Below are 22,969 nucleotides of genomic sequence, written 5' to 3'. Positions count from 1 at the left end.
CCGACGGACGGAGACGCCAGTGACAGACCCGAAATCGACCGGCGCCGGCCAGTCGGCCCCGGTGTCCGATCTGACCGGATGGGTCGCCGCGCCGTTCACGGCGGCCGGTCTCACCTACGACGTCTACCGCAAGGGCGAGGGCCCGGGCGTGGTGCTCATCCCGGAGATGCCGGGCCTGCACCCGGGGGTGCTCGCGCTGGGCAACCACCTGGTGGACAACGGCTTCACGGTGGCGGCGCCGTCGCTGTTCGGCACCCCGGGCGCACCCGCGCTCGGTCCCGGCGCGATGGTCGCGCTGACCCGCGGATGCGTCGCCAAGGAGTTCGCGGCGTTTGCGACCAACGCCGACCGCCCGGTCGCCCACTACCTGCGTGCACTGGCCCGTGACCTCGACGAGAAGACGCCCGGGAAGGGTGTGGGCGTGATCGGGCAGTGCTTCACCGGCGGGTTCGCGCTGGCCGCCGCGGTCGACGACAGCGTGCTGGCCCCGGTGATGAGCCAGCCGTCGTTGCCGTTGCCGCTGACGCCCAAGCAGCGCCGCGACCCCGGGCTCTCCGACGCGGAGTTGCGGGTGATCGAGAAGCGCGCCGCCGACGAGGGATTGTGCGTGATGGGCCTGCGGTTCAGCGAGGACGCGATGGTCCCGCGGGACCGGTTCGTCACGCTGAAGAACCGGCTGGGCGATGCGTTCGAGGTCATCGAGATCAACTCGAAGAAGGGCAACGAGGACGGTATCGGGCGCATGGCGCACTCGGTGCTGACCGACCAGATCCGCGAGGTCGACGGGCACCCGGCCTACGAGGCGCGCAAACGCGTCGTCGAGTTCCTCAAGTCCCGGCTGGCGTAGCGTCAGACTCGGATTCGGGCGCGGGCTCGGGCTCGGGTGGGGAAGCGGGCTTCTTGGGGCCGGGCAGTATCCGGCGCCACCACGGCACCGCCCGCTCCGCCGCGTCGTCGGCCCGCTCCTCCTTGGTCCCGGTGACGGCCTCCAGCGGCGTTCCCTTGTAGACGGCCAGGTACACGCTGATGGTCGTCACGATGATGATCATCAGAACGGGGCCGAGCACGATGCCGACGAACCCGAACATCTGCAGCCCGGCGAACACCGACACCAGCATCAGCGCGGGGTGCAGGTGGGCGTTCTTGGGCACCAGGAACGGCCGCAGGGCGTTGTCGATGTTGGTGACCACCAAAAGGTGGAACACCACCACGAACACGCCACCGGCCACGTTGCCGAAGATCGCCATCCCGATGCCCAGCGGGATCGTCAGGATGCCGCCGCCCAGTGGGATGAACGACAGCGCGGTCAGGAAGATGACGAACATGAAGAAGCCGTCGTGCAGGCCCGCGATGTAGAGCGAGAGGGCGCTGGCGGTGCCCTGGCACACCGCGATGATCAACTGACCCTTCACGGTCGCGGACACCATCGCGCCGACCTTGGCGAGGTAGATGTCGGCCACCTCGTCACCCAGCGGGTTCAGCTCTCGGAACAGGCCGGTTACCTTGTCGCCGTTCGTCAGCAGCGCGACGAACACGTACAGAAAGATGATCGCCCCCGTCACCGTGGCGACGATGCCGCCGACCGAGTCGCGGGCGAAACCGAGCGCCAACTCGCCGGCGTTCTGGCCGATCTTGATGGCCGCGGTGCGCACCGAGTCGGGGGTCAGGGTGATGTCGATGAACGGGACCCGCGACAGCGCCTCGTTGGACGAGTCCAGCAGGCGCTGGGCCAGCGCGGTGAAGTCGGTCTCCTCCACCCACTGGCTGATGCTGGCCACCATCTGGCTGATCTGCAGGACCGCCAGGAAGATGACCAGTCCGACCGGCAGCGCGACCGTCGCGATCGCGGCCAGCAACGTCACGGTGGCCGACAGGCCCGCGTTCATCCTGGTGCGCAGCCGCCGGTACATCGGCGAGAACAGATAAGCCAGCACGGCAGCCATCGCCATCAGCACCACGTACTGCCGCAGGAAGTAGGCGCCGAACGCCAGCGCGACGATGGTCAGTACGGCCAGCACGCGCTTCTGGGTGAGGGTGAAGCCGTCCGTCATGTGCGCCTCCCGGCCCTCCCTTTAGCTGCCGAGCGTCACCCTATCCCGTGTCGGGGGCGCCGGACGGTTATCGCACGGCCTGTCGATCGCGTTGCCCGGTGACGAACCGCATCGCCATCCGGTTCATCAGCCCGGGGGCCAGCCGGGCGAACCACCACTGGGCTTGGGCCACAGCCGGTTTGACCACAATGGCCTTGTTGCGCTCGACCGCGCGCAGCGTGTCGCGGGCCAGCCGGTCCGCGTCGTAGGCCTTGCCCCCCTGGTTCTGCAGGAAGTAGTCGCGGCCGACGAACCCGCCGACCGCCCCCTTGTCCAGGATCGGGGTCTCCACCGCGGCCGGGCACACCACCGTCACACCGACCCCGCGGGGTACCGCCTCCGACCGCAACGCCATCGACAGGCCCACCACGGCGTGCTTGGTCGCCACGTAGCTGGTCACCTGGCCGGCGGCGGTGAGACCGGCCATCGACGCGGTGTTGACGATGTGGCCGTGGCCCTGGCGCAGCATCTGCGGGTAGGCCGCAGCCACCCCGTGAACGACGCCACGCAGGTTGACGTCGATGATCGCGTTCCACTGGTCGAGGGTCAGCAACTCGGTGTCGCCGCCCCAGACGATCCCGGCGTTGTTGAACATCAGGTCCAGTCGGCCGGCCCGTTCGACCACGCCGTCCACGGCGGCCTGCACCGCGCCGGCGTCGGTGACGTCCAGGCGTGCCGCCGTGGCCCGGGAACTCAGCGATGACGCCGTCTGGTTCGCCGCGTCACCGTCGATGTCGGTGCACAGCACCTGCGCGCCGGCCAGGTCGAGGGCGCGGCACAGCGCCGCGCCGATGCCCGACCCCGCGCCGGTGACGATTGCGGTTTTCGCTCCTCGCGTGCGCGCCTCCGTTTTTGCTCCTCGCGTGCGCGCCTCCGTTTATGCTCCTCGCGTGCGCGCCTCCGTTTATGCTCCTCGCGTGCGCGCCTCCGTTTATGCTCCTCGCGTGCGCGCCTCCGTTTATGCTCCTCGCGTGCGCGCCTCCGTTTATGCTCCTCGCGTGCGCGCCTCCGTTTTTGCTCCTCGCGTGCGCACCGCCGTTTCTGCTCCTCGCGTGCGCGCCGCAGACTTGCCGGCGAAGCCGCCCGGACTCACGCCTGCTCCACCAGCCTCATCACGTGACCCATCACGTCGGGGTAGCGCTTCAGATGCGCGCCGCCGTTGATGTCGAGCACCTCGCCGGTCAACCACGACGAACCCGGAGCGCACAGGTAGACAACCGCATTCGCGATGTCCTCCGGGGTGCCTGCGCGGCCAAGCGCGGTGTTGTCGACGTAGTCCTCGACCACCCCCGGCACCGACGCGGCCGCCGCGGTCAGCGGGGTGTGCACGAACCCCGGCGCCACCGCGTTGACCCGGATGCCGCGCGGCCCCATCTCCAGCGCGGCGACCTGGGTGAGCATCGACAGGCCGGCCTTGGCCGCGCAGTAGGCGCTCATTCCCGCCGCGGGCTGCCGCCCGTTCAGCGAACTGATCTGCACCAGCGAGCCGCCGTCGCGCAGGTGCCGGCCCGCGTGTTTGGCGACGATGAACGCGCCGTTGAGGCAGACGTCGATGACGGCGCGGAAATCCTCTGCGGGCATCTCGGTGATCAGTCCGACGTTGCTGAAACCGGCACAGTTCACCGCGATGTCGAGCGGTCCCAGCCGGTCGAACAGGCTTGCCACCGAGTCCTCGTCGGTGACGTCCACCGTCGCCGCACTGTGCGGCGTGCCCAGCTCGGCGGCGCGGATCTGCGCCGCGTCGCCGTTGAGGTCGGCGATGACGATCCGGCATCCCTCGGCGGCCAGGGCCTGCGCGGTGGCCCACCCGATGCCGGATGCGCCGCCGATGACGACCGCGGTCCGCTCGATACCGTTGCTCATCCCGTAGGCCCTTCGACTGTGAAGTGGAACGTGTTCCAACCTCACATCCAGGCGGCGAAAGCGCAATAGCCGGGGCCGAACACCCGGTGGCAGACTCGATCCGTGACCGAGCCGAAGATGTCCGGGTCGATCTTCGTCGCCGTGCCGCCCGATGAGCTCTACGTATTGGTGTCCGACGTGACCCGGATGGGCCAGTGGAGCCCGATCTGCCGGGCGTGCTGGTGGGACGACGGGGCCGGCCCGACGGTCGGCGCATGGTTCACCGGTCGCAACGAGATCCCGGGGCGCACGTGGGAGACCCGCAGCCAGGTCGTCGCCGCCGACCCCGGCCGTGCGTTCGCCTGGGAGGTCAACGACGGCTGGGTGTTCTGGGGCTACGAGTTCGAGGCTCAGCAGGGCGGCACCCGCCTCACCGAGAACTGGGAGTTCCTGCCCAAGGGGCTGGCCGGGTTCCGCGAGGTGTTCGGTGCCGCTGCCGACGCAGAGATCGAGAAGCGCCGCGCCGCCGCCGAAACCGGCATCCCCGCCACCTTGGCGGCGATCAAGAAGACGGCCGAATCCGGCTGACCGGTCGCGCGGGCACAGGAAATTCGTCGCGACTTCGCAGTGTCGACTTGGCCAAGCTCTGGCGACAGCCGGTGTCGGGGGTGAAGACTCGGGGCATGACCAACGACGCGAATTCCGGGTTCCCCTTGCACCTCGACCGCTACCACCTGCCGGCGCCGGAGTGGAACTTCCCGAACGCGACCGTCAACACGTACGCGCAGGAATCCACGCCGGACTTCCCGCCGGTGCGGCAGGCGCCTACGGGTTCGCCGAACATCCTGCTGGTGCTGCTCGACGACGTCGGGTTCGGCTGGCCCAGTGTCAACGGCGGCCTGGTGCGGATGCCGACGGCCGAGCGGCTGCACCAGAAAGGCCTGTTCTACAACCAGTTCCACACCACCGCGCTGTGCTCGCCGACCCGTGCGGCGCTGTTGACCGGCCGCAACCACCATTCGGTGGCCACCGGCGTCATCCAGGAGATGGCCACCGGCTTCCCCGGTTACTGCGGCATCATCCCGAAGAGCTGCGCCACCATGGGCGAGCTGCTCAAGCAGGCGGGCTACACGTGCGCATGGTGGGGCAAGAACCACAACGTGCCGGACAACCAGACCAGCCCGGCGGGGCCGTTCGACAACTGGCCGACCAACCAGGGATTCGACTACTTCTACGGGTTCATCGGCGGCGAGACCGACCAGTTCTATCCGTCGCTGGTGCGAAACACCACGCCGGTCGAACCGCCGGCCCGGCCCGAGGACGGCTACCAGCTGACCCGCGACCTGGCCGACGAGGCGATCGCATGGATCCGCTCCCAGAAGACCATCGCCCCGGACCGCCCGTTCTTCGGGTACTTCTCCACCGGCGCTGCGCACGCGCCGCACCAGCCGCCGCTGGACTGGCGCGGCCGCAACGCGGGCCGGTTCGACATGGGCTGGGACGAGTACCGCCGCATCGTGCACCAGAACCAGCTGGACATGGGCATCATCCCGCCCGGGACACAGCTGACCGAGCGTCCCGAGCAGATCCCGTCCTGGGACAGCCAGTCGGCGGAACTCCAGGCGCTGTGCGCCCGGCAGGCCGAGAACTACGCTGATTTCCTGGAGCACACCGACTACGAGATCGGCCGCGTCGTCGACGCGATCGAGCAGATCGGCGAGCTGGACAACACGATCGTCATCTACATCCTCGGCGACAACGGCTCGTCGGCCGAGGGCTCCCTGGTCGGCACCCCCAACGAGCTAATGAACCTCAACGGAATGCTGCCCACGCTCGAGGACTCGATGCGGTTCATGGACCGCTGGGGTCTGCCGGGCACCTCGCCGCACTACGCGGTGGGCTGGGCCCACGCCGGCGACACCCCGTTCCAGTGGACCAAGCAGATCGCCTCGCACTTCGGCGGCACCCGCAACTCGATGGTGGTGTCCTGGCCACAGCGGATCACCGACCACGGCGCGGTGCGCTCGCAGTTCCATCACGTCATCGACGTGCTGCCGACGCTGCTCGAGGTGATCGGGATCCGCGAACCCGCCGAGGTCAACGGCTACGCCCAGCGTCCGATCGAGGGGGTCAGCCTGGCGTACTCGTTCGCCGACGGCGCCGCGAAGAGCCGCCACGACAAACAGTACTTCGAGATGCTGGGCAACCGGGCGATGTACCACGACGGCTGGATGGCCAGCTGCCGGCACGGCCGGCTGCCGTGGGAGACGTCGGGCACCTTCGCCTTCGACACCGACACCTGGGAGCTTTACAACATCGCCGAAGACTTCAGCCAGTCCGTCGACCTCGCCGACTCCGAACCGGCGAAACTGCGTGAGCTGCAGGACATGTTCATGGCCGAGGCGGCCAAGTACAACGTGCTGCCGCTCGACGACCGGTTCGCCGAGCGGATGGACATCACGCTACGGCCCAACTTCTTCACCGGACGCAAGCAGATCACCTTCTATCCCGGCATGGTGCGGCTGCCCGAGGGCTCGGCGCCCAAGATGATCGGTGTCCCGCACACCATCACCATCCCGGTGCAGATCCCCGAGGGCGGGGCCGAAGGCGTGCTGGCCGCCCTCGGCGGCGACGCGGCCGGCTTCGCGGTCTTCCTGTGGGAGGGCAAGGTGCGCTACCACTACAACTTCTTCGGGCTGGAACGCTACGACGCCACCGCAGAATCGCCGTTGACACCGGGTGCGCACACGATCGTCGTCGACTTCGCCCCCGACGCCCCGCAGCCGGGCAGTCCGGCGAGCGTGACCGTGTCCGTCGACGGGCAACAGGTGGCGCAGACCAGGATCGCCCGGCAGGTGCCGCAACGCTGCGGAACCGAGTCCTTCGACGTCGGCATGGACTGCGTGTCACCGGTGTGTGATGACTACGCCGGGCAGGCGCCGTTCCCGTTCACCGGGACCATCGACTCGGTCGCCTTCACCTTCGGCGACTTCGACGAACCCACCGGGATGCAGCGGCTGGAAATGGCGACCAAGCTCGACTGACCCGACGGGTTGAGGAGGTAAAGGAGGTAGGCGTGGGGGTCGCGCAAGCGGCGAAGTCGCTGGGCCGGCCCCGGTTCCGTGACGTCGTCTCCGGCCTGGTGACCGGCCTGTTCTCGATCCCCGAGGGCATGGCCTATGCCAGCATCGGCGGATTCAACCCGGTGGCCGGGCTCTACTCGGGCATCGTGTCCACCATCGTCGGCTCCGTACTGGCCCGCACCGTGTTGATGGTCACGACGCTGACCAGTGCGCTGGCGCTGTCGTCGCGCAGCGTGCTCAACGACGCCGGACTGGACCCCGCCGATCCGGCCAACGTCGCCGCGCTGGCCGTCATGGTCGGTGCGGTGATGTTGATTTTCGGCCTGCTCAAGTTCGGTTCGATCATGAACTTCGTGTCCAACGCGGTGATGACGGGGTTCACCACGGGCATCGCGTTGCAGATCATCGCCGGGGTGATCAAGGACGCCACGGGCTACAGTCCCACCAGCCACAACACCATCGGCAAGTTCATCGATGCGTTCACCCACATCGGATCCTGGCAACTCACAGCGTGTCTGGTCGCACTGGCCACGGTGGCGGTGTGGGCGGTGTTCCACTTCATCAAGCCGCTGGAGGCGTTCGCCACGCTGATCGCCCTTCTCGTCGTCACGATCGGGGTCGTGCTGCTGAACATCGACGTCGAGACGGTCGGAGACATCGCGTCGATCCCGAACGCGTTGCCCCCGTTCGTGGTTCCGAACCTCAACGCGATGCCGAACCTGATCGTCGGCGCATTTGCGGTGGCGCTGGTCGGGCTCGCGCAGGCGGCGGGCATCTCGGCGGCCGTGCCCAACCCGGACAAGAGCCGGCCGAGCACGTCGGGTGATTTCGTGGCCCAGGGTGCGGCGAATCTGGCCGGTGGAGTCTTCGGCGCGCTGCCCACCGGTGGATCGCTGTCGCGCACCGGTGTCGCGGTGTCGGCGGGAGCGCAGACCCGGTGGGCGGGGATATTCGCCGGGATCTGGCTGGCGGGACTGGTTCTGGTCGTCGGGTCGCTGGCCGAGGTGATCCCGATGCCGGTGATCGGCGGCTTGATCCTGGTGATCGGCGCCGAGCTGGTCGCGGGGCGATGGGCCGACATCACGCTGGTGCTGCGGACCGCCCCGATGTCGACGGTTGCGATGCTGGTGACCTTGCTGGCCACCACCCAGCTCCCGCTGCACACCGCCATCCTGATCGGTGCGATCACATCCCTGGTGCTCTTCTGCGTGACGGCCTCCAAGGCGGCACGACTGGTCCGGCTGACCCCGACCGGCGACGGTGGCTGGATGACCGGGCCGGTCCCCCAGCAGGTCGACAGCAAGGCGGTGACCGTCCTGAACTACTCCGGTGTCGGTCTGTTCGCCGAGGTGCCCCGCATCGACGAGGACTGGCCCAGGGTCACCGATTCGACGAACGCGGTCGTGGTGCTGGGGTTGCGAACGCTGCCCGACGTGCCGTCGTCCAAGGTGATCAAGGCACTGCGGCGGTGGGCCGACGACCTGCACGACCACGGCGGACGGTTGATCCTGGCCGGTGCCAGCCCGGCCACCGTCAAGGTGTTCGAGGCCGGCGGCCTGACCGACGTGGTCGGGATCGACGGCATCATCCCGGCGACCGACCGGGTGTTCGGGGCCGTCGAAGAGGCGGTGCGGCGGGGCGAGGAATGGATCGCTAACGCCTGACACAGCGAAAGCCGATGTGGCTCATGCCCGTATCGACGGCCTGCGGTCGTCGGGCCGCGGGCCGGTAGCGCATGCAGTAGCTGTCCGCGCACAGGAACGATCCGCCCTTGACCACCCTGCGGGGAACCTTGAACTGCGGCTGCGCCGGGTCGTAGCTGTGCTCGGCGCAGCCGGATCCGGACGTGTGATCGCCGACGTACCAGTCGACGGTCCACTCCCAGGCGTTGCCGGCCATGTCGTAGAGGCCATAGCCGTTGGCCGGAAAACTGCCGACGGGCGCGGTCTGCCCGTAGCCGGTGTCCGGCAGGTAGGGGAACTCGCCGTGCCAGTAGTTCGCCAGCCGCTGACCGGTTCGTTCCGGCTCGTCACCCCAGGTGTAGACGGCGTGCGGCAGGCCGCCGCGCGCCGCCACCTCCCACTCGTTCTCGGTGGGCAGCGCCAGCCCCGCCCAGTCGGCGTAGGCCTGCGCGTCCTCGAACGCGACGTGCACCACCGGGTGGTTCTCCCGGTTGCGCAGCGACGAGCGCGGCCCGCGCGGATGGTTCCAGCAGGCGCCCGGCGTCCACGTCCACCACTGGCTGAGGTGGCGCAGATCCACCGGGCCCGGGGTTCGGTGGAACACCATCGAGCCCGGCTGCAGGTTCTCCACCGGCGCACCGGGGTAGTCGTCCGGGTTCAGCGGTCGTTCGGCGACGGTGACATAGCCGGTGGCGGAGACGAACTCGGCGAACCGGGCGTTGGTCACCTGATAGCGCTGAATCCAGAACCCGTCGACGTCGATCGCGCGGGCCGGGGCTTCCTCCGGGTAGTGATCGTCGGAACCCAGCACCGCGGTCTGCGCCGGGATCCAGACCAGGTCCTGCTCGGTGTCAGCGCTCACGCGAAAACGGTGGTCCAGTCGGACTTCATGCTGACAACCGTCCAGCCGTACTTCTGCGCGTACTCCAGCGACTGCTCGGCACCCGCCGTGTAGTCGAACTCGCGCTCGGCGTCGTCGTGCAACACCAACAGGCGCAGCGCCGGACCGCCGTGCGCTCCGGTGTAGCACAGCATCGGTACGTCGCCATTACTGTTCCCGGCGGCCAGGATGGGCCGCCGGCCGATCCGGTTCCAGATCCGGATCGGCTTCTCCGGGCCGTCGTCGAGGACGTCCAGCGTGTCACCGATGATCACGTGGCCGCTGCCATCGGACTCGCTGTAGGACATGCCGTTCGAGCTTCCGATGACACGTTCGGGCGGAACGCCGTAGCTGGGCCCGGTGATGGATCGCATGAAGTCCCGCCCGCCTCCGGACGCGATGTAGTTGGTGAAGCCGTTGTCCGTCAGGAAGTGCAACAGCTCGACCATCGGCACGTAGGTGCACTCCAGGTAGGACCGCTTGAGGGTCGGATGGGTTGCCTCGGCGAAAAAGGCGTTCACCCGATCGGCGAACTGCTCGGTGCTCATGTTCGCGTGCGCGGCACCGATGCCCGCCGTGAGCTCCTTCAGTCGCGAGTCGTCGCCCTGGTAGTGCATCGTGACGGCCTCGCCGATCCAGCCCAGCTGGCCGGAAACCGCTGCCTTGTAGGGCTGCTTGTCCGCCAGCGACGGGTCTGTCGCGGCCTGCTCGGCGAACCGGCGCACCAGGAAGTCCAGCTGGATGTAGGCGGGTTTCTCCACCCACAGCGTGCCGTCGTTGTCGAAAACGGCGATGCGATCGTCCGGCGCCACGTAGTTCGGCCCGCCCTCGGTGGTGACCCGCCCCACGAAGTCGACGATCGCCGCCCTCGTCGGTCCGTCGGTCCAGGAATCCAAGACCGCCAAATTCATCTCCCATCGCTTCGCTCGCCCACAGGTCAGCCGCCCATCTTCTCGAGGAACTCGTGCAGCTTCTCCACCGCGTTGGTGATGGTGAAGGACGCCGGCTCACGCCGCGGCGGGAACTCCTTGAAGGTGTCCAGGAATTGCGTCACCAGGGCGTTGGCCATGAACGCGATGTAGTCGTGCTCGAAGAACCAATCCCAGTAGGTGTTCGACGTGACGTCGGCCCGTTCGAAGGGGTCGGTGCGCAGGTTGAACAGCTTGGGAGCCCGCAGCGGGGTGAACGGTTCGAACCAGATCTGCAGCGTGCCCTCGCAGCGCTGCTCCATGAACACGACCTTCCAGTTCTCGATCCGGACGCCGAGCACGTCGCAGTCGTCGGAGAAGTAAATCATCCCGCGCCGCGGGCTCTTGTCCACTTCGCCGGTCAGGTACGGCAGGAGGTCGTAGCCGTCGATGTGAACCTTGTAGGTCTTGTCGCCGGCCCCATACCCGCCCTTGAGCTTCTCGACGACATCGGGCTGGCCCGCTGCGGCCAGGAAGGTGGGCAGCCAATCATGATGCTGCACAATCTCGTTGGACACCACCCCGGCCTCGATCCGGCCGGGCCAGCGGATCATCTCCGGCACCCGGAAGGCGCCCTCCCAGTTGGTGTTCTTCTCGCTGCGGAACGGCGTGGTGGCGCCGTCGGGCCAGGTGTTGGCGTGCGGGCCGTTGTCGGTCGAATAGACGACGATGGTGTCGTCGGCGATGCCGAGTTCGTCCAGCGCGTCGAGCAACTGGCCCACGTTCTTGTCGTGGTCGACCATGGTGTCGTGGTAGCCCGACTGCCAGCGGCCGGCCTGGCCGACGCTCTCGGGCTTGGTGTGCGTCCGGAAGTGCATGTGGGTGGTGTTCATCCACACGAAGAACGGGGTCTCTGCTTCCGCCTGGCGCTTGATGAAATCAACTGCCGCCCCGGTGGTCTCGTCGTCGACGGTTTCCATCCGCTTCTTGGTCAACGGGCCGGTGTCCTCGATGCGCTGCTTGCCGACCGGACCGAAACGCTCGTCGACCTCGTCGGACTCCTCGTCGGTGGCCCACGAATGCACGACACCGCGGGGGAGCAGCGCCCGGCGTAGCTTCGGTGCCTCCTCCTCGGTCGGGTAGTCCGGGTGCTCGGGCTCCTCCTCGGCGTTGAGGTGGTAGAGGTTGCCGAAGAACTCGTCGAACCCGTGCGCGGTGGGCAGGTATTTGTTCAGGTCGCCGAGGTGGTTCTTGCCGAACTGGCCGGTGGCGTAACCCAGTGGCTTGAGCAGCGAGGCGATCGTCGGATCGTCCGGGGACATTCCGACGTCGACACCGGGCATGCCGACCTTCGACAGCCCGGTGCGGTACACGCTCTGGCCGGTGATGAACGAGGAACGGCCCGCGGTGCAGCTCTGCTCGCCGTAGGAGTCGGTGAAGCGCATGCCCTCGGCGGCGATGCGGTCGATGTTGGGGGTGCGGTAGCCCATCAGGCCGTCGCTGTAGCAGCTCAGATTGGTGATTCCGATGTCGTCGCCCCAGATCACCAGGATGTTGGGCTTTCCGTTCGGCATGGACCCTCACTTTCGACTCTTCCGACCCCTTAGGACCCTATGCGCCCCGCCGGTCACAGTCGATGAACCCGGTGGGGTTTCTCAGGCAACATTCACGCGGACGTCGACCAGCGCTGACCTCCGGTGCTTCGGTGGAAATCCGGGTTGGCCCGGTTGCCAGGTTCTCGGCAGATACCGCCGACGCATTCCCTTTCGCCGCGGAGGGGAGCACCCTGTTAGGTAGACGCTGGTGGCGGGACAGCGGGAAAGGTGGCAACGATGTCTGACCGCAATCTGGACAACATCTGGAACGTCGAGGTCAGGTTCGACGAGGACGACGTCCACACCCGCGCGACGGCGCGGGTGCAGTTCGGCGACGGCGAGAGCCTGACCGCTGTGGGCGACGCCTACCGCAATCCACGCGACGACAGTCAGCCGATGGTGGGCGAGGAGATCGCAGCCGCCCGGGCCGTCATCGCGCTGGGCAGCGAGCTGCTGCAGGTCGCGGCGAAGCGGATCGAACAGGCGACGCATCAGCCGGTTCACCTCGGTCGCTGAGCGCACCGTGGCGCTTGCCGTGTGCCTGCTCTTCGACCGGGAATCCGAGCGGGCGGTGCGGGCGCTGTGGGACCGTCTCGAGGAACGGGGAGTGGCCAGCCTGCGTTCGCATACCCATGGCCGGCACGTCCCGCATGTCTCGTATGCGGTGCTGCGTAGCTGGGACCTCAGCCAGGTGACGGCAGCGCTCGACGGGCTCGGTGACGGCGGCGCGGTCGAGCTCAGCTTCGACGGCATCGGGCTGTTCCGGCGCGGCCGCGCCTGGCTGGCCCCCGGTGTGGGTGTCGCCTTTGCGGCCCGCCAACGGCGCGTCGTCGAGGCTGTGACCGCGGTGGGCGCCGAGCTGCACAAGCACTACCGGCCTGGCGTTTGGCTGCCGCACTGTTCGCTGGCGCCGCGCGCGACGCTTGCTCAGCTACCGGCGGTGGCCGCCACGGCGTTCGACGTGTTGCCGCTGCGGACGCGTCTGGACCATGCGGCGCTGGTCGACAGCGCCACCGGCGAAATCCAGACGCTCTCGAGTGTGCCGTGAGAGGCCCGCCGCGCCGGCCTCGGCCGGGCCGCTACTCGCGGACCAGCATGGCGTGCGCTTCCCTCTCCTCGTCGATGTAGTGCTCGCCCGCCACCGTCACGGTGACGTGGTCGACGGCGACACCGGACAACTCGAACCCGGCCGCGTACTCCCGGCTGACCGGGTCGCCGGAATCCCTGCCGACGGCGAGCCCTTCACCGGCGAGGGCGAACTTGCCCGGCTGGGTCTTCAGCGTTCCGGATCCGACGGCGGTACCGTCCACCGACAGCTGCAGCGTGCCGTGCGCGACGCCGGGCGGATCCTCGCCGTCCTTGGTGAACTCCGCCACCACCGAATGCTGTCCCGGCGACAGCGGTGCCGACGAGGACACCAGCGTCTCGTCGATGCCGAGGAAGTTGTAGCAGTAGTGCAGCGTGCCGTCCTTGAGGAACAGCGAATGCCCGCCGAAGCGGCTGCCCTGGGCCATCAGCACACCGGAGGCCGCGGCGTCGGTGATCTCCACCTCGGCGCGGATCGTGTAGTCGCGGTTGCGGATGTTGGGGGCCACGCCCTCGGGGACGTCGGCGGTGTCCGGGTAGTAGGTGAATTCGGTGCGTCCCGTGATCGCGGAGGGTCGCTCGTCGGTGAGCCGTTCGACCGGGCTGCGGTCGTCGAGCGGAAAGACGCTGTTGCGGCCGGCGATGGCGAACCACATCCCGACCATCTCGGCGACCTTCTGCGGGTTCTGCGCTGCCACGTCATGCATTTCGGCGCGGTCGGTGGCCGTGTGGTAGAGCTCCCACACGTCGCTGCCGAAGTTGCCCACCCCGGACAGCGCGCCGTGCCGGGCCACGATCTTCCAGCCGTCGTGATAGAGCGCCCGGGTGCCCAGCATCTCGTAGTACTGGGTCCGGCGGTTGCTCTCCGCGCCGGCGTCGGTGACGCTGTAACCCATCGGCACGCCCTGAATCGGGTACTGGGTGATGCCGTCGATCGCGTCCGGCGGGGTGACGCCGAGCCACTCGTAGATCGTCGGCACGATGTCGACGGCGTGGTGGTACTGGTCGCGGAACTGGCCGGCCACCGATCTCATGTGGCTGGGCCAGGTCAGGATCAGCGGATCGGCGATCCCGCCCTCCAGGGTGAACCGCTTGAACATCTTGTACGGCGTGTTGAACGCCACCGCCCAGCCGGTCGGGTAGTGGCTGTAGGTGTCCTGGCCGCCGAGCTGGTCGAGCTTGGCCAGGTTCTCGGCCAGATCGTCGGGCCAGCCGTTGAAGAACTTGTTCTCGTTGACCGAGCCGTTGGGGCTGCCCTCGCCGCTGGCGCCGTTGTCGGAGACCACGACGATGATCGTGTTGTCCAGCTGGCCGGACTGCTCGAGGTAGTCGACGAGCCGACCCAGTTCGTAGTCGGTGTAGCTGGAGAACCCGGCGTACACCTCGGCCATCCGGGCGAACAGCTTCTTCTCGTCGTCGTTCAGTTCGTCCCACGGGCGCACCAGGTCACCCTCGACGACGACCTCCGGGGCGGGCCACGGGTTGATCGGCGCCATCTCGGTATTCGAAGGAACCACGCCGAGCTGCTTCATCCGCTCCAGCGTCTTCTCCCGGTAGACCTCGTAGCCCTCGTCGAAGACGCCCTTGTACTTCTCGATCCACTCGTCGGGGGCGTGGTGTGGTGCGTGGTTGGCGCCGAAGGCCAGGTACATCAGCCACGGCTTGTCCGGGTTGACCTGCTTGCCGTCCTGGATGAACTCGATCGACTTGTCGATCAGGTCCTTGGACAGGTGGTAGCCGTACTCGGGCAGATAGGGCTGCTCGGTGGCGTGGTTGTCGTGCACCAGGTCGGGGTACCACTGGTTGCACTCGCCGCCGAGGAAGCCGTAATAGCGCTCGAACCCGCGGCCCAGCGGCCAGGTCCGCCGCGATCCGCCCATGTTGGATTCGTTTTCCGGGGTCAGGTGCCACTTGCCGACGCAGTAGGTGCCGTAACCCTGCTCGAGCAGCACCTCGGCGATGGTGCCCGATTCGCGGGGGATGACGGCGGACTGGCCGGGATAGCCCGAGGCGCCCTCGACGATGCAGGCCATGCCGTTGGTGTGGGCGTTGCGTCCGGTCAACAGGCTCGACCTGGTCGGTGAGCACAGCGCGGTGGTGTGCCAATTGCTGTACCGCAGGCCGAGTTCGGCGATCCGGTTCAGCGTCGGCATCTCGATCAGGCCGCCGAAGGTGTCCCAGGCCGCGATGCCGGTGTCGTCCCAGACGACGTAGAGCACGTTGGGCGCGCCCTTCTCGGCTCGCGGTGGTTGGAACGGCGTCCAGTCCGGGACCGAGTCCCGCACGTCCATGTTGATGATCCCGTTGAATTGCTTGGCCATTCTCAACTCCCTCATCGCGTATCTGTCGGCCCCGTCAAGACCCTACCCAGGTAGGGCGCGCGGTACATCGGTTGTCGATGCGCCATGGCAGACGTCGGGGATTCAGGCCGACCGGCGCCGAGTGTGTGCTCATTGCGAAATTGCGGCGAACTTTTCGCAGTGAGTTCACGCTCGGCGGGGGCCGATCTCGGGCGGGGTCGTGGCGTGTGAGCATCTGTCACGGGATACCTGTCCGATGCCAAATGTGCTGCGTCGACAATGAATTCGAGAGATCGACCGGGTGGCCGAGCTCGGCCGTGCGGACGTCAGCCCTTCTGCGGGACCGGAGCAGCGGCCTGCGCGACGGGCTCGGCCGACTCGGCCTTCATCCGGTCGAACAGATCGACGTAGTAGGGCAGGCAGTGCTCCAGCGCCTCTTCGGTGGTGAACCGCGGCCGGTAGCCGAGGTCACGCTGGGCCTTGGCGATGGAGAAGTGGTTGTCGAGGTAGAGCCGTTCCACGGCAAGCGGTTCCAGCAACGGCCGGGGCAGGCCGAACCGGAAATGCAGGAATTGCCAGACGGTCATCACGAGCCACGCCAGCCGGCCGGGCACGCGGAACGTCGGCCACGGCTGGCCGCAGGCCTCGACCACCGGGCGGGAGAACTCGAACATGTTGATCGGCTCGCCGTCGTTGATGAAGTACGCCTGGCCCGGCGCCGTTCCACCCGGCACCAGGTGCTGGGCGGCCAGGATGAAACCGTGCACCAGGTTGTGCACGTAGGAGTTGTCCAGCTTGACGTTCCTGCTTCCCACCAGCACCTTGACGTGGCCGGCCAGCACGCTCTCGAACACCTTGCGGAACATCGTCTGATCGCCCCGGCCCCAGATCCCGCTGGGCCGGATCGAGCACGTCAGCATGCCCGAGATCCCGTTCTGCGCGAGCACGAACCTCTCGGCGACCACCTTGGTCTCGGTGTAGAGATCGTTGAACCGCTGCGTGTAGGGCAGCGTCTCGTCGCCGCCCGAGATGCGCCGCCCGCCCATCACCACGCTGTTCGACGCGGTGTAGACGAACCGCCCCACGCCGGCGCGTTGGGCGGCGTGCACCAGGTTCTCGGTGCCGGTCACGTTCACCGCGAAGCTGCGCCGGCGGTACTCGTCGGTGACCGACGCGCCACCCATCAGATCGATGATCGCCGCGGTGTGGAAGACGGTGTCGATCCCGTCGACGGCTCGAGCGACATCGTCGACGTCGGTGACGTCGCCCTGGAGCACGTCGAGGCACGGGTGTGTGGGCAGGGGTGACGGAACGCGATCCAACGACCGGACCTGCAGGCCACGGTCGAGCAGTTCGGTCACCAGATTGGCCCCGACGAACCCGGAGCCGCCCGTCACCAGGATCCGGCCGAGTTCGGTCGTCAGTGCAACGTCGCCCATGGGGGCAGAGTAACTGAAACGTGTTCCAATTTCGATGCCGGGCCCGATGGAGCTTGCGTACTCAACTACTTTCCGGGTCGCCGGAGGCCAGTGTGTCGGCCACCCGCCGGCGTGCCCCGGCCAGGTGTTCCTCGCACCGTTTAGCCAGTTCCTCACCCCTTTCCCAGAGCTTGAGGGAGGTGTCGAGGTCGAGTCCGCCGTGTTCGAGGCGCTGCACCACCTCGATCAACTCATCACGGGCCTCTTCGTAGCCGAGTTGACTAATGGGCTTCATTTTTCACCCTCGCTGATCGCTGTGACGGCACCGTCGGACACCCGCACCCGTAGGCGTGTTCCAGCGGGTGCGTCCGCAACGGATTGCAGGACGTGCGGTGATCCCGACTCGGGCAGCGTCTGCACCACCGCGTACCCGCGCGCCAGCGTCGCCGCCGGCCCCAGCGTGGCCAACCGTGCCGACAGATGCCCGACCCGTTCGGATTCGGCACCCAGCAGGCGGGTGATGTCACGGCGGACGGTCCGGCGCGCCCGCTCGATCTCCTCGGCCCGTGCGTCGAGGGCGTCGAACGGCCGGGCCAGCACCGGGCGGCTGCGGAGCTGCGTGACGGTGTGCTGCTCCCGGTTGACCCAGTTGCGCAGCGCGCGGGCGCTGCGCCGGCGCAGGTCGGCCACCAGCGCCTGCTCGGCCGCGGCGTCCGGCACGATCCGTTTGGCGGCGTCGGTCGGGGTCGCCGCGCGCAGGTCGGCGACCAGGTCGCACAGCGGGTTGTCGGGTTCGTGGCCGATCGCGCTGACCACCGGTGTCGTGCAGCGGGCGATCTCGCGGCACAAGGTCTCATCGGAGAACGGCAACAGATCCTCGACGCTGCCGCCGCCGCGGGCCAGCACGATGACGTCCACGCCCGGGTCGCCGTCCAGCGCGCGCAGCGCCTCGACGATCTGGGGCACCGCGTTGGGGCCCTGGACGATCGTGTTGCGCACCGCGAATCGCACCGCGGGCCAGCGGCCGGTGGCCACCGCGATGATGTCGTGCTCGGCCGCCGAGGCGCGCCCGGTGATCAGGCCGATGGTGTCGGGCAGGAACGGCGGCGGGCGCTTCAGGCGGGGGTCGAACAGGCCCTCGGCGTCGAGCAGCCTGCGCAGTCGCTCGATGCGGGCCAGCAGCTCGCCGATGCCCACCGCCCTGATCTCGCTGACCCGCAGCGAGAAGGTGCCGCGCCCGGTGTAGAAGCTGGGCTTGCCGAAGACGATCACCTGGGTGCCGTCGGTCATCTTTACCGGGGCGTTGACCACCAGGTCGCGCGGGCAGGTCAGCGACAGCGACATGTCGGCCGCGGGGTCGCGCAGCGTGATGAACGCGGTGTTGGAGTTCGGCCGCAGGGTCAGCTGCGCGATCTGGCCCTCCACCCAGACCGCGCCGAGTTTGTCGATCCATCCGGCAACCCGGATCGCGACGCCGCGGACCGGAAACGGGTTCTCCGGTGACTGCCCCGGCGCGGGATCGGTCACTTCGCCGACGCGCGGGTGATCCTGTTGGCCAGCAGGGTCTGGAACGGTGCCCGCGCCCTGGTGCTCTCCTCGTAGGCGAGCAGGGCCTCCAGGTCGGCCACCCGCAGCGCGGTCAGCCGGGCACGCAACTGGGCGAGCGTCAACGTCTCGTAGTCCAGCTCGGCGACGATCTCCGGGGCCGCGGCGTCGGGGGTGGTCGGGGTCGCGCCCACCGGAGTGTTGTTGTTCGGCTCGGGGTCACCGCTGAACAGGGCGAAGCGACCCTCGGTCAGGCGCTCACCGTCGCGGATCGTCAACTCCAGCACGTCGGCGGCGTCGTCGGAGGGGAGGTCTTCGTCGAACGTGGCCCACTCGGGTTGCTCGTCCTTGGGCGGGAAGATCGATTCCAGTGTCTCGTCACCCTTGATCACCAGCACGGCGACGTCCTGCTGCACCTTCATCACCAGGTGCGCGAGCTGGCTGGCGATCGTCATCGGGTACATAAGGATGGTCTGGGGCAGCTTGCGGGTCTCCTCGACGGCGGTCACCGCCACACCCACGAGCAGCCGGATCCCATACGGTGCAGTTCCCATCGCCCTAGCCTACGGCTGGGCGGGGCGGGGGGTCGGTCAGTACCCTTGGAGCCATGCCGCCGACAGTCAACATGGGGATTCCGGGCGCCAGTCACACGGCCCTGGGCCCGGGGGCCGGCGATGTGACCGGCAAGCGGGTGCTGCTCGCCGAACCGCGCGGTTACTGCGCCGGGGTCGATCGCGCGGTGGAGACCGTCGAACGGGCGCTCGAGAAGCACGGCGCACCGGTGTACGTGCGCCACGAGATCGTGCACAACCGCCATGTGGTCGAGACGCTGGCCAAGGCCGGTGCGATCTTCGTCGACGAGACCGACGAGGTGCCCGAGGGGGCGATCGTGGTGTTCTCCGCGCACGGGGTGGCGCCCACGGTGCACACGTCCGCCGCCGAGCGGGACCTCAAGGTCATCGACGCGACGTGCCCGTTGGTGACCAAGGTGCACAACGAGGCCAAACGCTTCGCCCGCGACGACTACGACATCCTGCTGATCGGCCACGAGGGCCATGAGGAGGTGATCGGCACCGCCGGCGAGGCGCCCGATCACGTTCAACTGGTCGACGGACCGGATTCCGTCGACGACGTCGTCGTGCGCGACGAGGACAAGGTCATCTGGCTGTCCCAGACCACGCTGTCGGTCGACGAGACGATGGAGACCGTGCATCGGCTGCGGGAGCGCTTCCCGAAGCTGCAGGACCCGCCGAGCGACGACATCTGCTACGCCACCCAGAACCGTCAGGTCGCGGTCAAGGCGATGGCCCCGGAGTGCGAGCTGGTGATCGTGGTCGGGTCGCGGAACTCGTCGAACTCGGTGCGCCTCGTCGAGGTCGCGCTCGGCGCCGGCTCCGATGCGGCCCATCTGGTGGATTACGCCGAAGACATCGATCCGCGGTGGCTGGACGGGGTGACCACCGTCGGTGTCACTTCCGGGGCGTCGGTTCCGGAGGTGCTCGTCCGCGGCGTGCTCGAGCGTCTCGCCGAGTTCGGCTACGGCGTCGTGCAGTCGGTCACCACTGCAAACGAGACCCTCGTGTTCGCCCTGCCCCGGGAGATCCGTCCGGCGCGCAAGTGACCGACCGCTGGCGGGTACGGTGGCCGAACGTGACAGCACTGGCCCCCGCGACCCGCAGAGTCGCCCTGGCCGTTCTCGCCTGTGCTCTCGTCCTGTCCGGTTGCAGCGCCGCCGAGGACCGTCTGATCGACACGGTGCATGCGTTCGCCGATGCGCTCAGCCGCGGCGATACGGCCGCGGCCGCCGCACTCACCTCCGATCCACCCGCGGCGAAGGAGACCCTCGACGGTCTGTTCGCCGGCCTGGGCACCGACGTGCAGTTCGACGTGGACACCGTCGAGCCCAAGGGCGGCACCGCGGCGTTCACCCTCGATGCGCACTGGACGTTCGGGCCCCAGGGGCGCAACGAGTGGACCTACGAGACCTACGGGGTGGCCACCGACGGTGGCGAGTGGTCGATCATCTGGAGTCCGGTGACCGTCGCGCCCGGGCTCGACGAGGGACCGCTGTCCTACAGCACCCTGCTGCCACGGCCCGCGGCCCGGGTGCTCGATCGCACCGGCGCGGAGTTGCTCACCCAGCACGTTGTGACACTCGTCGACATCGGGCCCGGAGTGGATGTGAATGCCGTTGCGGCACTGGTCAACCCGGTTGAGCCGACGATCACGTCCGACTCGCTGACCGCGGCGCTGGCGGCCGTCGACGATGAGCCGGTGACGGCGGTGACCCTGCGCGAAGACGACATCACGCCGATCGAGGAGCGACTCGCCGCCCTGCCCGAGGTCACCCTGCGCCCCCAGTTGAGGTTGCTGGCCACCGATCGGGCACTGACCTCGCCGACGTTGTCGGGGCTGGCCGACCTGTGGCAGCAGCACACCGACGCGGCAGCCGGCTGGGCGGTGAGCGCGCAGACCGAGTTGGGCCCGAAACAGGTGGGGGGCCGCGACCCCGAGCCCGTGGACGACATCACCGCGACCCTCGACGTCGCGATGCTCGGCGCGGCCGAAGACGCGTTGGCTCCGCTGGCCACCCCCGCGGCTCTGGTGGTCATCCAGCCGTCCACCGGTGACCTGCTGGCCGTCGCCCAGAACGACCCCGCCGATGCGCAGGGGCCGATCGCGCTCACCGGGCTGTACCCGCCGGGCTCGACGTTCAAGACGGTCACCGTGTCCGCGGCGCTGCAGACCGGTGCGGTCACCGGGGACAGCATGGTGAACTGCCCGGGCACCGAGAACATCGACGGTAGGCAGATCCCCAACGACGACGGGTTCGATCTCGGCGAGGTGCCCCTGCACACCGCGTTCGCCAGGTCGTGCAACACCACGATGGGCCGGCTCGCGGTGGACCTACCCCCCGACGGCCTGACCGACGCGGCCGCGCAACTGGGGCTCGGTGTGGACTACGTGGCGCCCGGCATGACCACCGTCACCGGTTCGGTGCCGCTCGCCGACACGCCGGCGCTGCGGGTGGAGGAAGGCATCGGCCAGGGCCGGGTGACGGCCTCGCCGTTCGGTATGGCCCTGGTCGCCGCGGCCCTGGCGCACGGTTCGGCCCCCGCGCCGGCGATCGTGGCCGGCCGGCCGGGGGTGGCCGACCGCGCCCCGGAGCCGCCGCCGGCCGGGGTGGCCGAGGCGATCAGGTCGATGATGCGGGAGACGGTCACCGACGGCACCGCCGCCCAGCTGCGCGACATCCCGGATCTGCTCGGCAAGACGGGCACCGCCGAGTTCATCGACGACCAGCACGCGCACGGCTGGTTCGTCGGCATCGACGGCGACCGCGCGATCGCGGTGTTCGTCAGCGACGCGGGCAGCTCGGTTCCCGCGGTCGAGACCGCAGGCCGGTTCCTGCGTGCCGTGCGCTAGATGTCGTATTCCCACCGGTCGGCGTCGTAGTCGCGCGGAGCGTGCCGGCGGGTGCGGTATTCGACCCGGTCGTCGGCCTCGTTGGCGCCCCGGTAGCGGACCCGGGACACCGGGTGGTGCGTGCCGTTTCCGTTTCCGCCGTGCGGTTCCATGGGTTCGTAGCCGTCGTAGCCGTCGTAGCCCTGGTAGCGGCCGCGCCGCGGGGGCGGATCCTGGCGTTCGCGGCGTTGGGCCCGCTCGCGCTCGAGGTCGAGCCGGTCGTAGGGGTTGCGGCGTTGGCCCGGCGGTGTGCCGGTCCGCGGATCCCGCGCAGCGGCGGCGCGGCGGCGGCGGGGCTCGACGGGCGGCGGCGCGTCGGCTGCTCGCGGCCGGCGCTTGCGCGGACGGTCACCGACGGGCTCGATGATCTCGGTCTCGGCGGCGCGCGACTGGCGGGTCCGGGATGCGGCGCGCTTGTCGGGCCGGGGCCGCCGTGACGCCCGTTCGGCGGGCTGAGCCCGGCGGCGTTCGTCCGGTTTGCGTCGACGGGGCCGCTCGGCGGTGACCGCCGCAGCCGCGCCCACCCCGAACAGGGCGGCGACCCTGGCCGACAGGCGAGCGCCCGGACGGCTCTTGCGGACCTCGGGCGTCGCTTGCGCCTCGCGCGTCTCCGGAGACGCAACCGCACCCCGGGCCGATGCGCCGAAGTACCAGCGGGCGAGCCCGATCAGCAAAACCGTGGCCGACGTGAAGAACATCAGCGGGAACCGCTCGATGAGCGGATAGCCGCAGTTGATCAGGACGTCCTTGATGCCCTCGATGGTGGCGCTGTGCATCAGGAAGTACGCGCCGGGCACGGCCACGAACAGGATCAGCGGTGGCTGGATCACCGCGGTGAACACGCCCGACTGCCGCACCGCCAGCACGGCCGCGAGGCATCCCATCGCGTATGCCAGGGAGAAGACGAGGGTCAGTTCGCCACCGCCGGTCCCGGCGTCGATGGCGACACCGATCGCGGAGGCGACGACAGCGATCAGCACGGCACCCCACCACGGAACGCCCGGGATGTTGGGGTGCGCAGAGCGGTGATCGGCCGGTACCACCGGCCGGGTGCGCTGTCCTGACACACGTCGAC

The 22,969-nt window shown here is 68.7% G+C and carries 20 protein-coding genes; 8 read left to right on the top strand and 12 right to left on the bottom strand.

The annotated features are described in order from the left end of the window. Positions 1 to 19: 19 nt before the first annotated feature. Positions 20 to 847, top strand: coding sequence for a dienelactone hydrolase family protein (locus JDV09_RS15505; protein WP_221370024.1), 828 nt, complete (start codon positions 20 to 22; stop codon positions 845 to 847). Here JDV09_RS15505 and JDV09_RS15500 read toward each other — a convergent pair. From JDV09_RS15500 to JDV09_RS15490, 3 genes are all read right to left on the bottom strand, one after another. Next, on the bottom strand, positions 828 to 2,051 hold the full coding sequence (locus JDV09_RS15500; protein WP_221370023.1) for an AI-2E family transporter: 1,224 nt from the start codon (positions 2,049 to 2,051) through the stop codon (positions 828 to 830). The genes JDV09_RS15505 and JDV09_RS15500 overlap by 20 nt on opposite strands. A gap of 67 nt (positions 2,052 to 2,118) precedes the next feature. After that, complete coding sequence (locus JDV09_RS15495; RefSeq protein ID WP_221370075.1) at positions 2,119 to 2,907, bottom strand: SDR family NAD(P)-dependent oxidoreductase; 789 nt, start codon at positions 2,905 to 2,907, stop codon at positions 2,119 to 2,121. Positions 2,908 to 3,179: 272 nt separating this feature from the next. After that, complete coding sequence (locus JDV09_RS15490; protein WP_221370022.1) at positions 3,180 to 3,953, bottom strand: SDR family NAD(P)-dependent oxidoreductase; 774 nt, start codon at positions 3,951 to 3,953, stop codon at positions 3,180 to 3,182. 117 nt (positions 3,954 to 4,070) lie between these two features. Between JDV09_RS15490 and JDV09_RS15485 the strand changes: the two genes are divergently transcribed. The 3 genes from JDV09_RS15485 (at position 4,071) to JDV09_RS15475 (ending at position 8,679) form a co-directional block, all read left to right on the top strand. Beyond that, positions 4,071 to 4,520, top strand: coding sequence for an SRPBCC family protein (locus tag JDV09_RS15485; protein WP_221370074.1), 450 nt, complete (start codon positions 4,071 to 4,073; stop codon positions 4,518 to 4,520). 95 nt (positions 4,521 to 4,615) lie between these two features. Next, entirely contained in the window at positions 4,616 to 6,976 is a 2,361-nt protein-coding gene (locus tag JDV09_RS15480; RefSeq protein WP_221370021.1) for an arylsulfatase, read from the top strand. Between the two features lie 32 nt (positions 6,977 to 7,008). Further along, positions 7,009 to 8,679 (top strand): SulP family inorganic anion transporter, encoded by a 1,671-nt coding sequence (locus tag JDV09_RS15475; protein WP_221370020.1) that lies wholly within the window; start codon positions 7,009 to 7,011, stop codon positions 8,677 to 8,679. On the opposite strand, the gene JDV09_RS15470 is transcribed toward JDV09_RS15475, so the two are convergent. Genes JDV09_RS15470 through JDV09_RS15460 form a run of 3 tightly spaced genes read right to left on the bottom strand, consistent with a single transcriptional unit; the run spans position 8,669 to position 12,059 of the window. Continuing rightward, positions 8,669 to 9,559, bottom strand: a complete 891-nt coding sequence (locus JDV09_RS15470; protein ID WP_221370019.1) for a formylglycine-generating enzyme family protein — start codon at positions 9,557 to 9,559, stop codon at positions 8,669 to 8,671. The genes JDV09_RS15475 and JDV09_RS15470 overlap by 11 nt on opposite strands. After that, positions 9,556 to 10,488: an HAD family hydrolase gene (locus JDV09_RS15465; protein ID WP_221370018.1), complete on the bottom strand. Its 933-nt coding sequence runs from the start codon at positions 10,486 to 10,488 to the stop codon at positions 9,556 to 9,558. Before JDV09_RS15465 ends, JDV09_RS15470 begins: the two co-directional genes overlap by 4 nt. Positions 10,489 to 10,514: 26 nt before the next feature. Beyond that, on the bottom strand, positions 10,515 to 12,059 hold the full coding sequence (locus tag JDV09_RS15460) for an arylsulfatase (protein WP_221370017.1): 1,545 nt from the start codon (positions 12,057 to 12,059) through the stop codon (positions 10,515 to 10,517). 258 nt (positions 12,060 to 12,317) lie between these two features. On the opposite strand from JDV09_RS15460, the gene JDV09_RS15455 reads away from it, so the two are divergent. Together JDV09_RS15455 and JDV09_RS15450 are read left to right on the top strand one after the other, a co-directional pair. After that, positions 12,318 to 12,596, top strand: coding sequence for a DUF1876 domain-containing protein (locus tag JDV09_RS15455; RefSeq protein ID WP_221370016.1), 279 nt, complete (start codon positions 12,318 to 12,320; stop codon positions 12,594 to 12,596). Positions 12,597 to 12,603: 7 nt separating this feature from the next. Beyond that, positions 12,604 to 13,128, top strand: a complete 525-nt coding sequence (locus JDV09_RS15450) for a 2'-5' RNA ligase family protein (RefSeq protein ID WP_221370015.1) — start codon at positions 12,604 to 12,606, stop codon at positions 13,126 to 13,128. A 31-nt stretch (positions 13,129 to 13,159) separates the two neighbouring features. Here JDV09_RS15450 and JDV09_RS15445 read toward each other — a convergent pair whose 3' ends face one another. From JDV09_RS15445 to JDV09_RS15425, 5 genes are all read right to left on the bottom strand, one after another. Continuing rightward, positions 13,160 to 15,487, bottom strand: a complete 2,328-nt coding sequence (locus tag JDV09_RS15445; protein ID WP_221370014.1) for a sulfatase-like hydrolase/transferase — start codon at positions 15,485 to 15,487, stop codon at positions 13,160 to 13,162. Between the two features lie 305 nt (positions 15,488 to 15,792). Continuing rightward, positions 15,793 to 16,905 carry a 3-beta-hydroxysteroid dehydrogenase gene (locus JDV09_RS15440; RefSeq protein ID WP_221370013.1) on the bottom strand — a complete coding sequence of 371 codons (1,113 nt, stop codon included), beginning with the start codon at positions 16,903 to 16,905 and terminating at the stop codon, positions 15,793 to 15,795. Between the two features lie 61 nt (positions 16,906 to 16,966). Continuing rightward, positions 16,967 to 17,179, bottom strand: coding sequence for an exodeoxyribonuclease VII small subunit (locus tag JDV09_RS15435; RefSeq protein WP_221370012.1), 213 nt, complete (start codon positions 17,177 to 17,179; stop codon positions 16,967 to 16,969). Beyond that, the gene (gene xseA / locus JDV09_RS15430; protein WP_221370011.1) at positions 17,176 to 18,411 is read right to left on the bottom strand and encodes an exodeoxyribonuclease VII large subunit; all 1,236 of its coding nucleotides are present in this window, start codon (positions 18,409 to 18,411) and stop codon (positions 17,176 to 17,178) included. Before xseA ends, JDV09_RS15435 begins: the two co-directional genes overlap by 4 nt. Further along, complete coding sequence (locus JDV09_RS15425) at positions 18,408 to 18,983, bottom strand: lipid droplet-associated protein (RefSeq protein ID WP_221370010.1); 576 nt, start codon at positions 18,981 to 18,983, stop codon at positions 18,408 to 18,410. Before JDV09_RS15425 ends, xseA begins: the two co-directional genes overlap by 4 nt. 53 nt (positions 18,984 to 19,036) lie before the next feature. Between JDV09_RS15425 and JDV09_RS15420 the strand changes: the two genes are divergently transcribed. Further along, positions 19,037 to 20,050, top strand: coding sequence for a 4-hydroxy-3-methylbut-2-enyl diphosphate reductase (locus JDV09_RS15420; protein WP_221370009.1), 1,014 nt, complete (start codon positions 19,037 to 19,039; stop codon positions 20,048 to 20,050). A gap of 29 nt (positions 20,051 to 20,079) precedes the next feature. Continuing rightward, on the top strand, positions 20,080 to 21,855 hold the full coding sequence (locus tag JDV09_RS15415) for a penicillin-binding transpeptidase domain-containing protein (protein ID WP_308124140.1): 1,776 nt from the start codon (positions 20,080 to 20,082) through the stop codon (positions 21,853 to 21,855). Here JDV09_RS15415 and JDV09_RS15410 read toward each other — a convergent pair. Next, positions 21,852 to 22,961 (bottom strand): DUF6542 domain-containing protein, encoded by a 1,110-nt coding sequence (locus tag JDV09_RS15410; RefSeq protein ID WP_221370008.1) that lies wholly within the window; start codon positions 22,959 to 22,961, stop codon positions 21,852 to 21,854. The two genes, JDV09_RS15415 and JDV09_RS15410, sit on opposite strands and share 4 nt — an antisense overlap. Positions 22,962 to 22,969: the final 8 nt, after the last annotated feature.

Source organism: Mycolicibacterium xanthum (genome assembly GCF_019710635.1).
In the GTDB taxonomy this organism is placed as follows: domain Bacteria; phylum Actinomycetota; class Actinomycetes; order Mycobacteriales; family Mycobacteriaceae; genus Mycobacterium; species Mycobacterium xanthum.
Note: the sequence above shows the minus strand (reverse complement) of the source record. Positions and strands in the feature narration are given on the sequence as shown.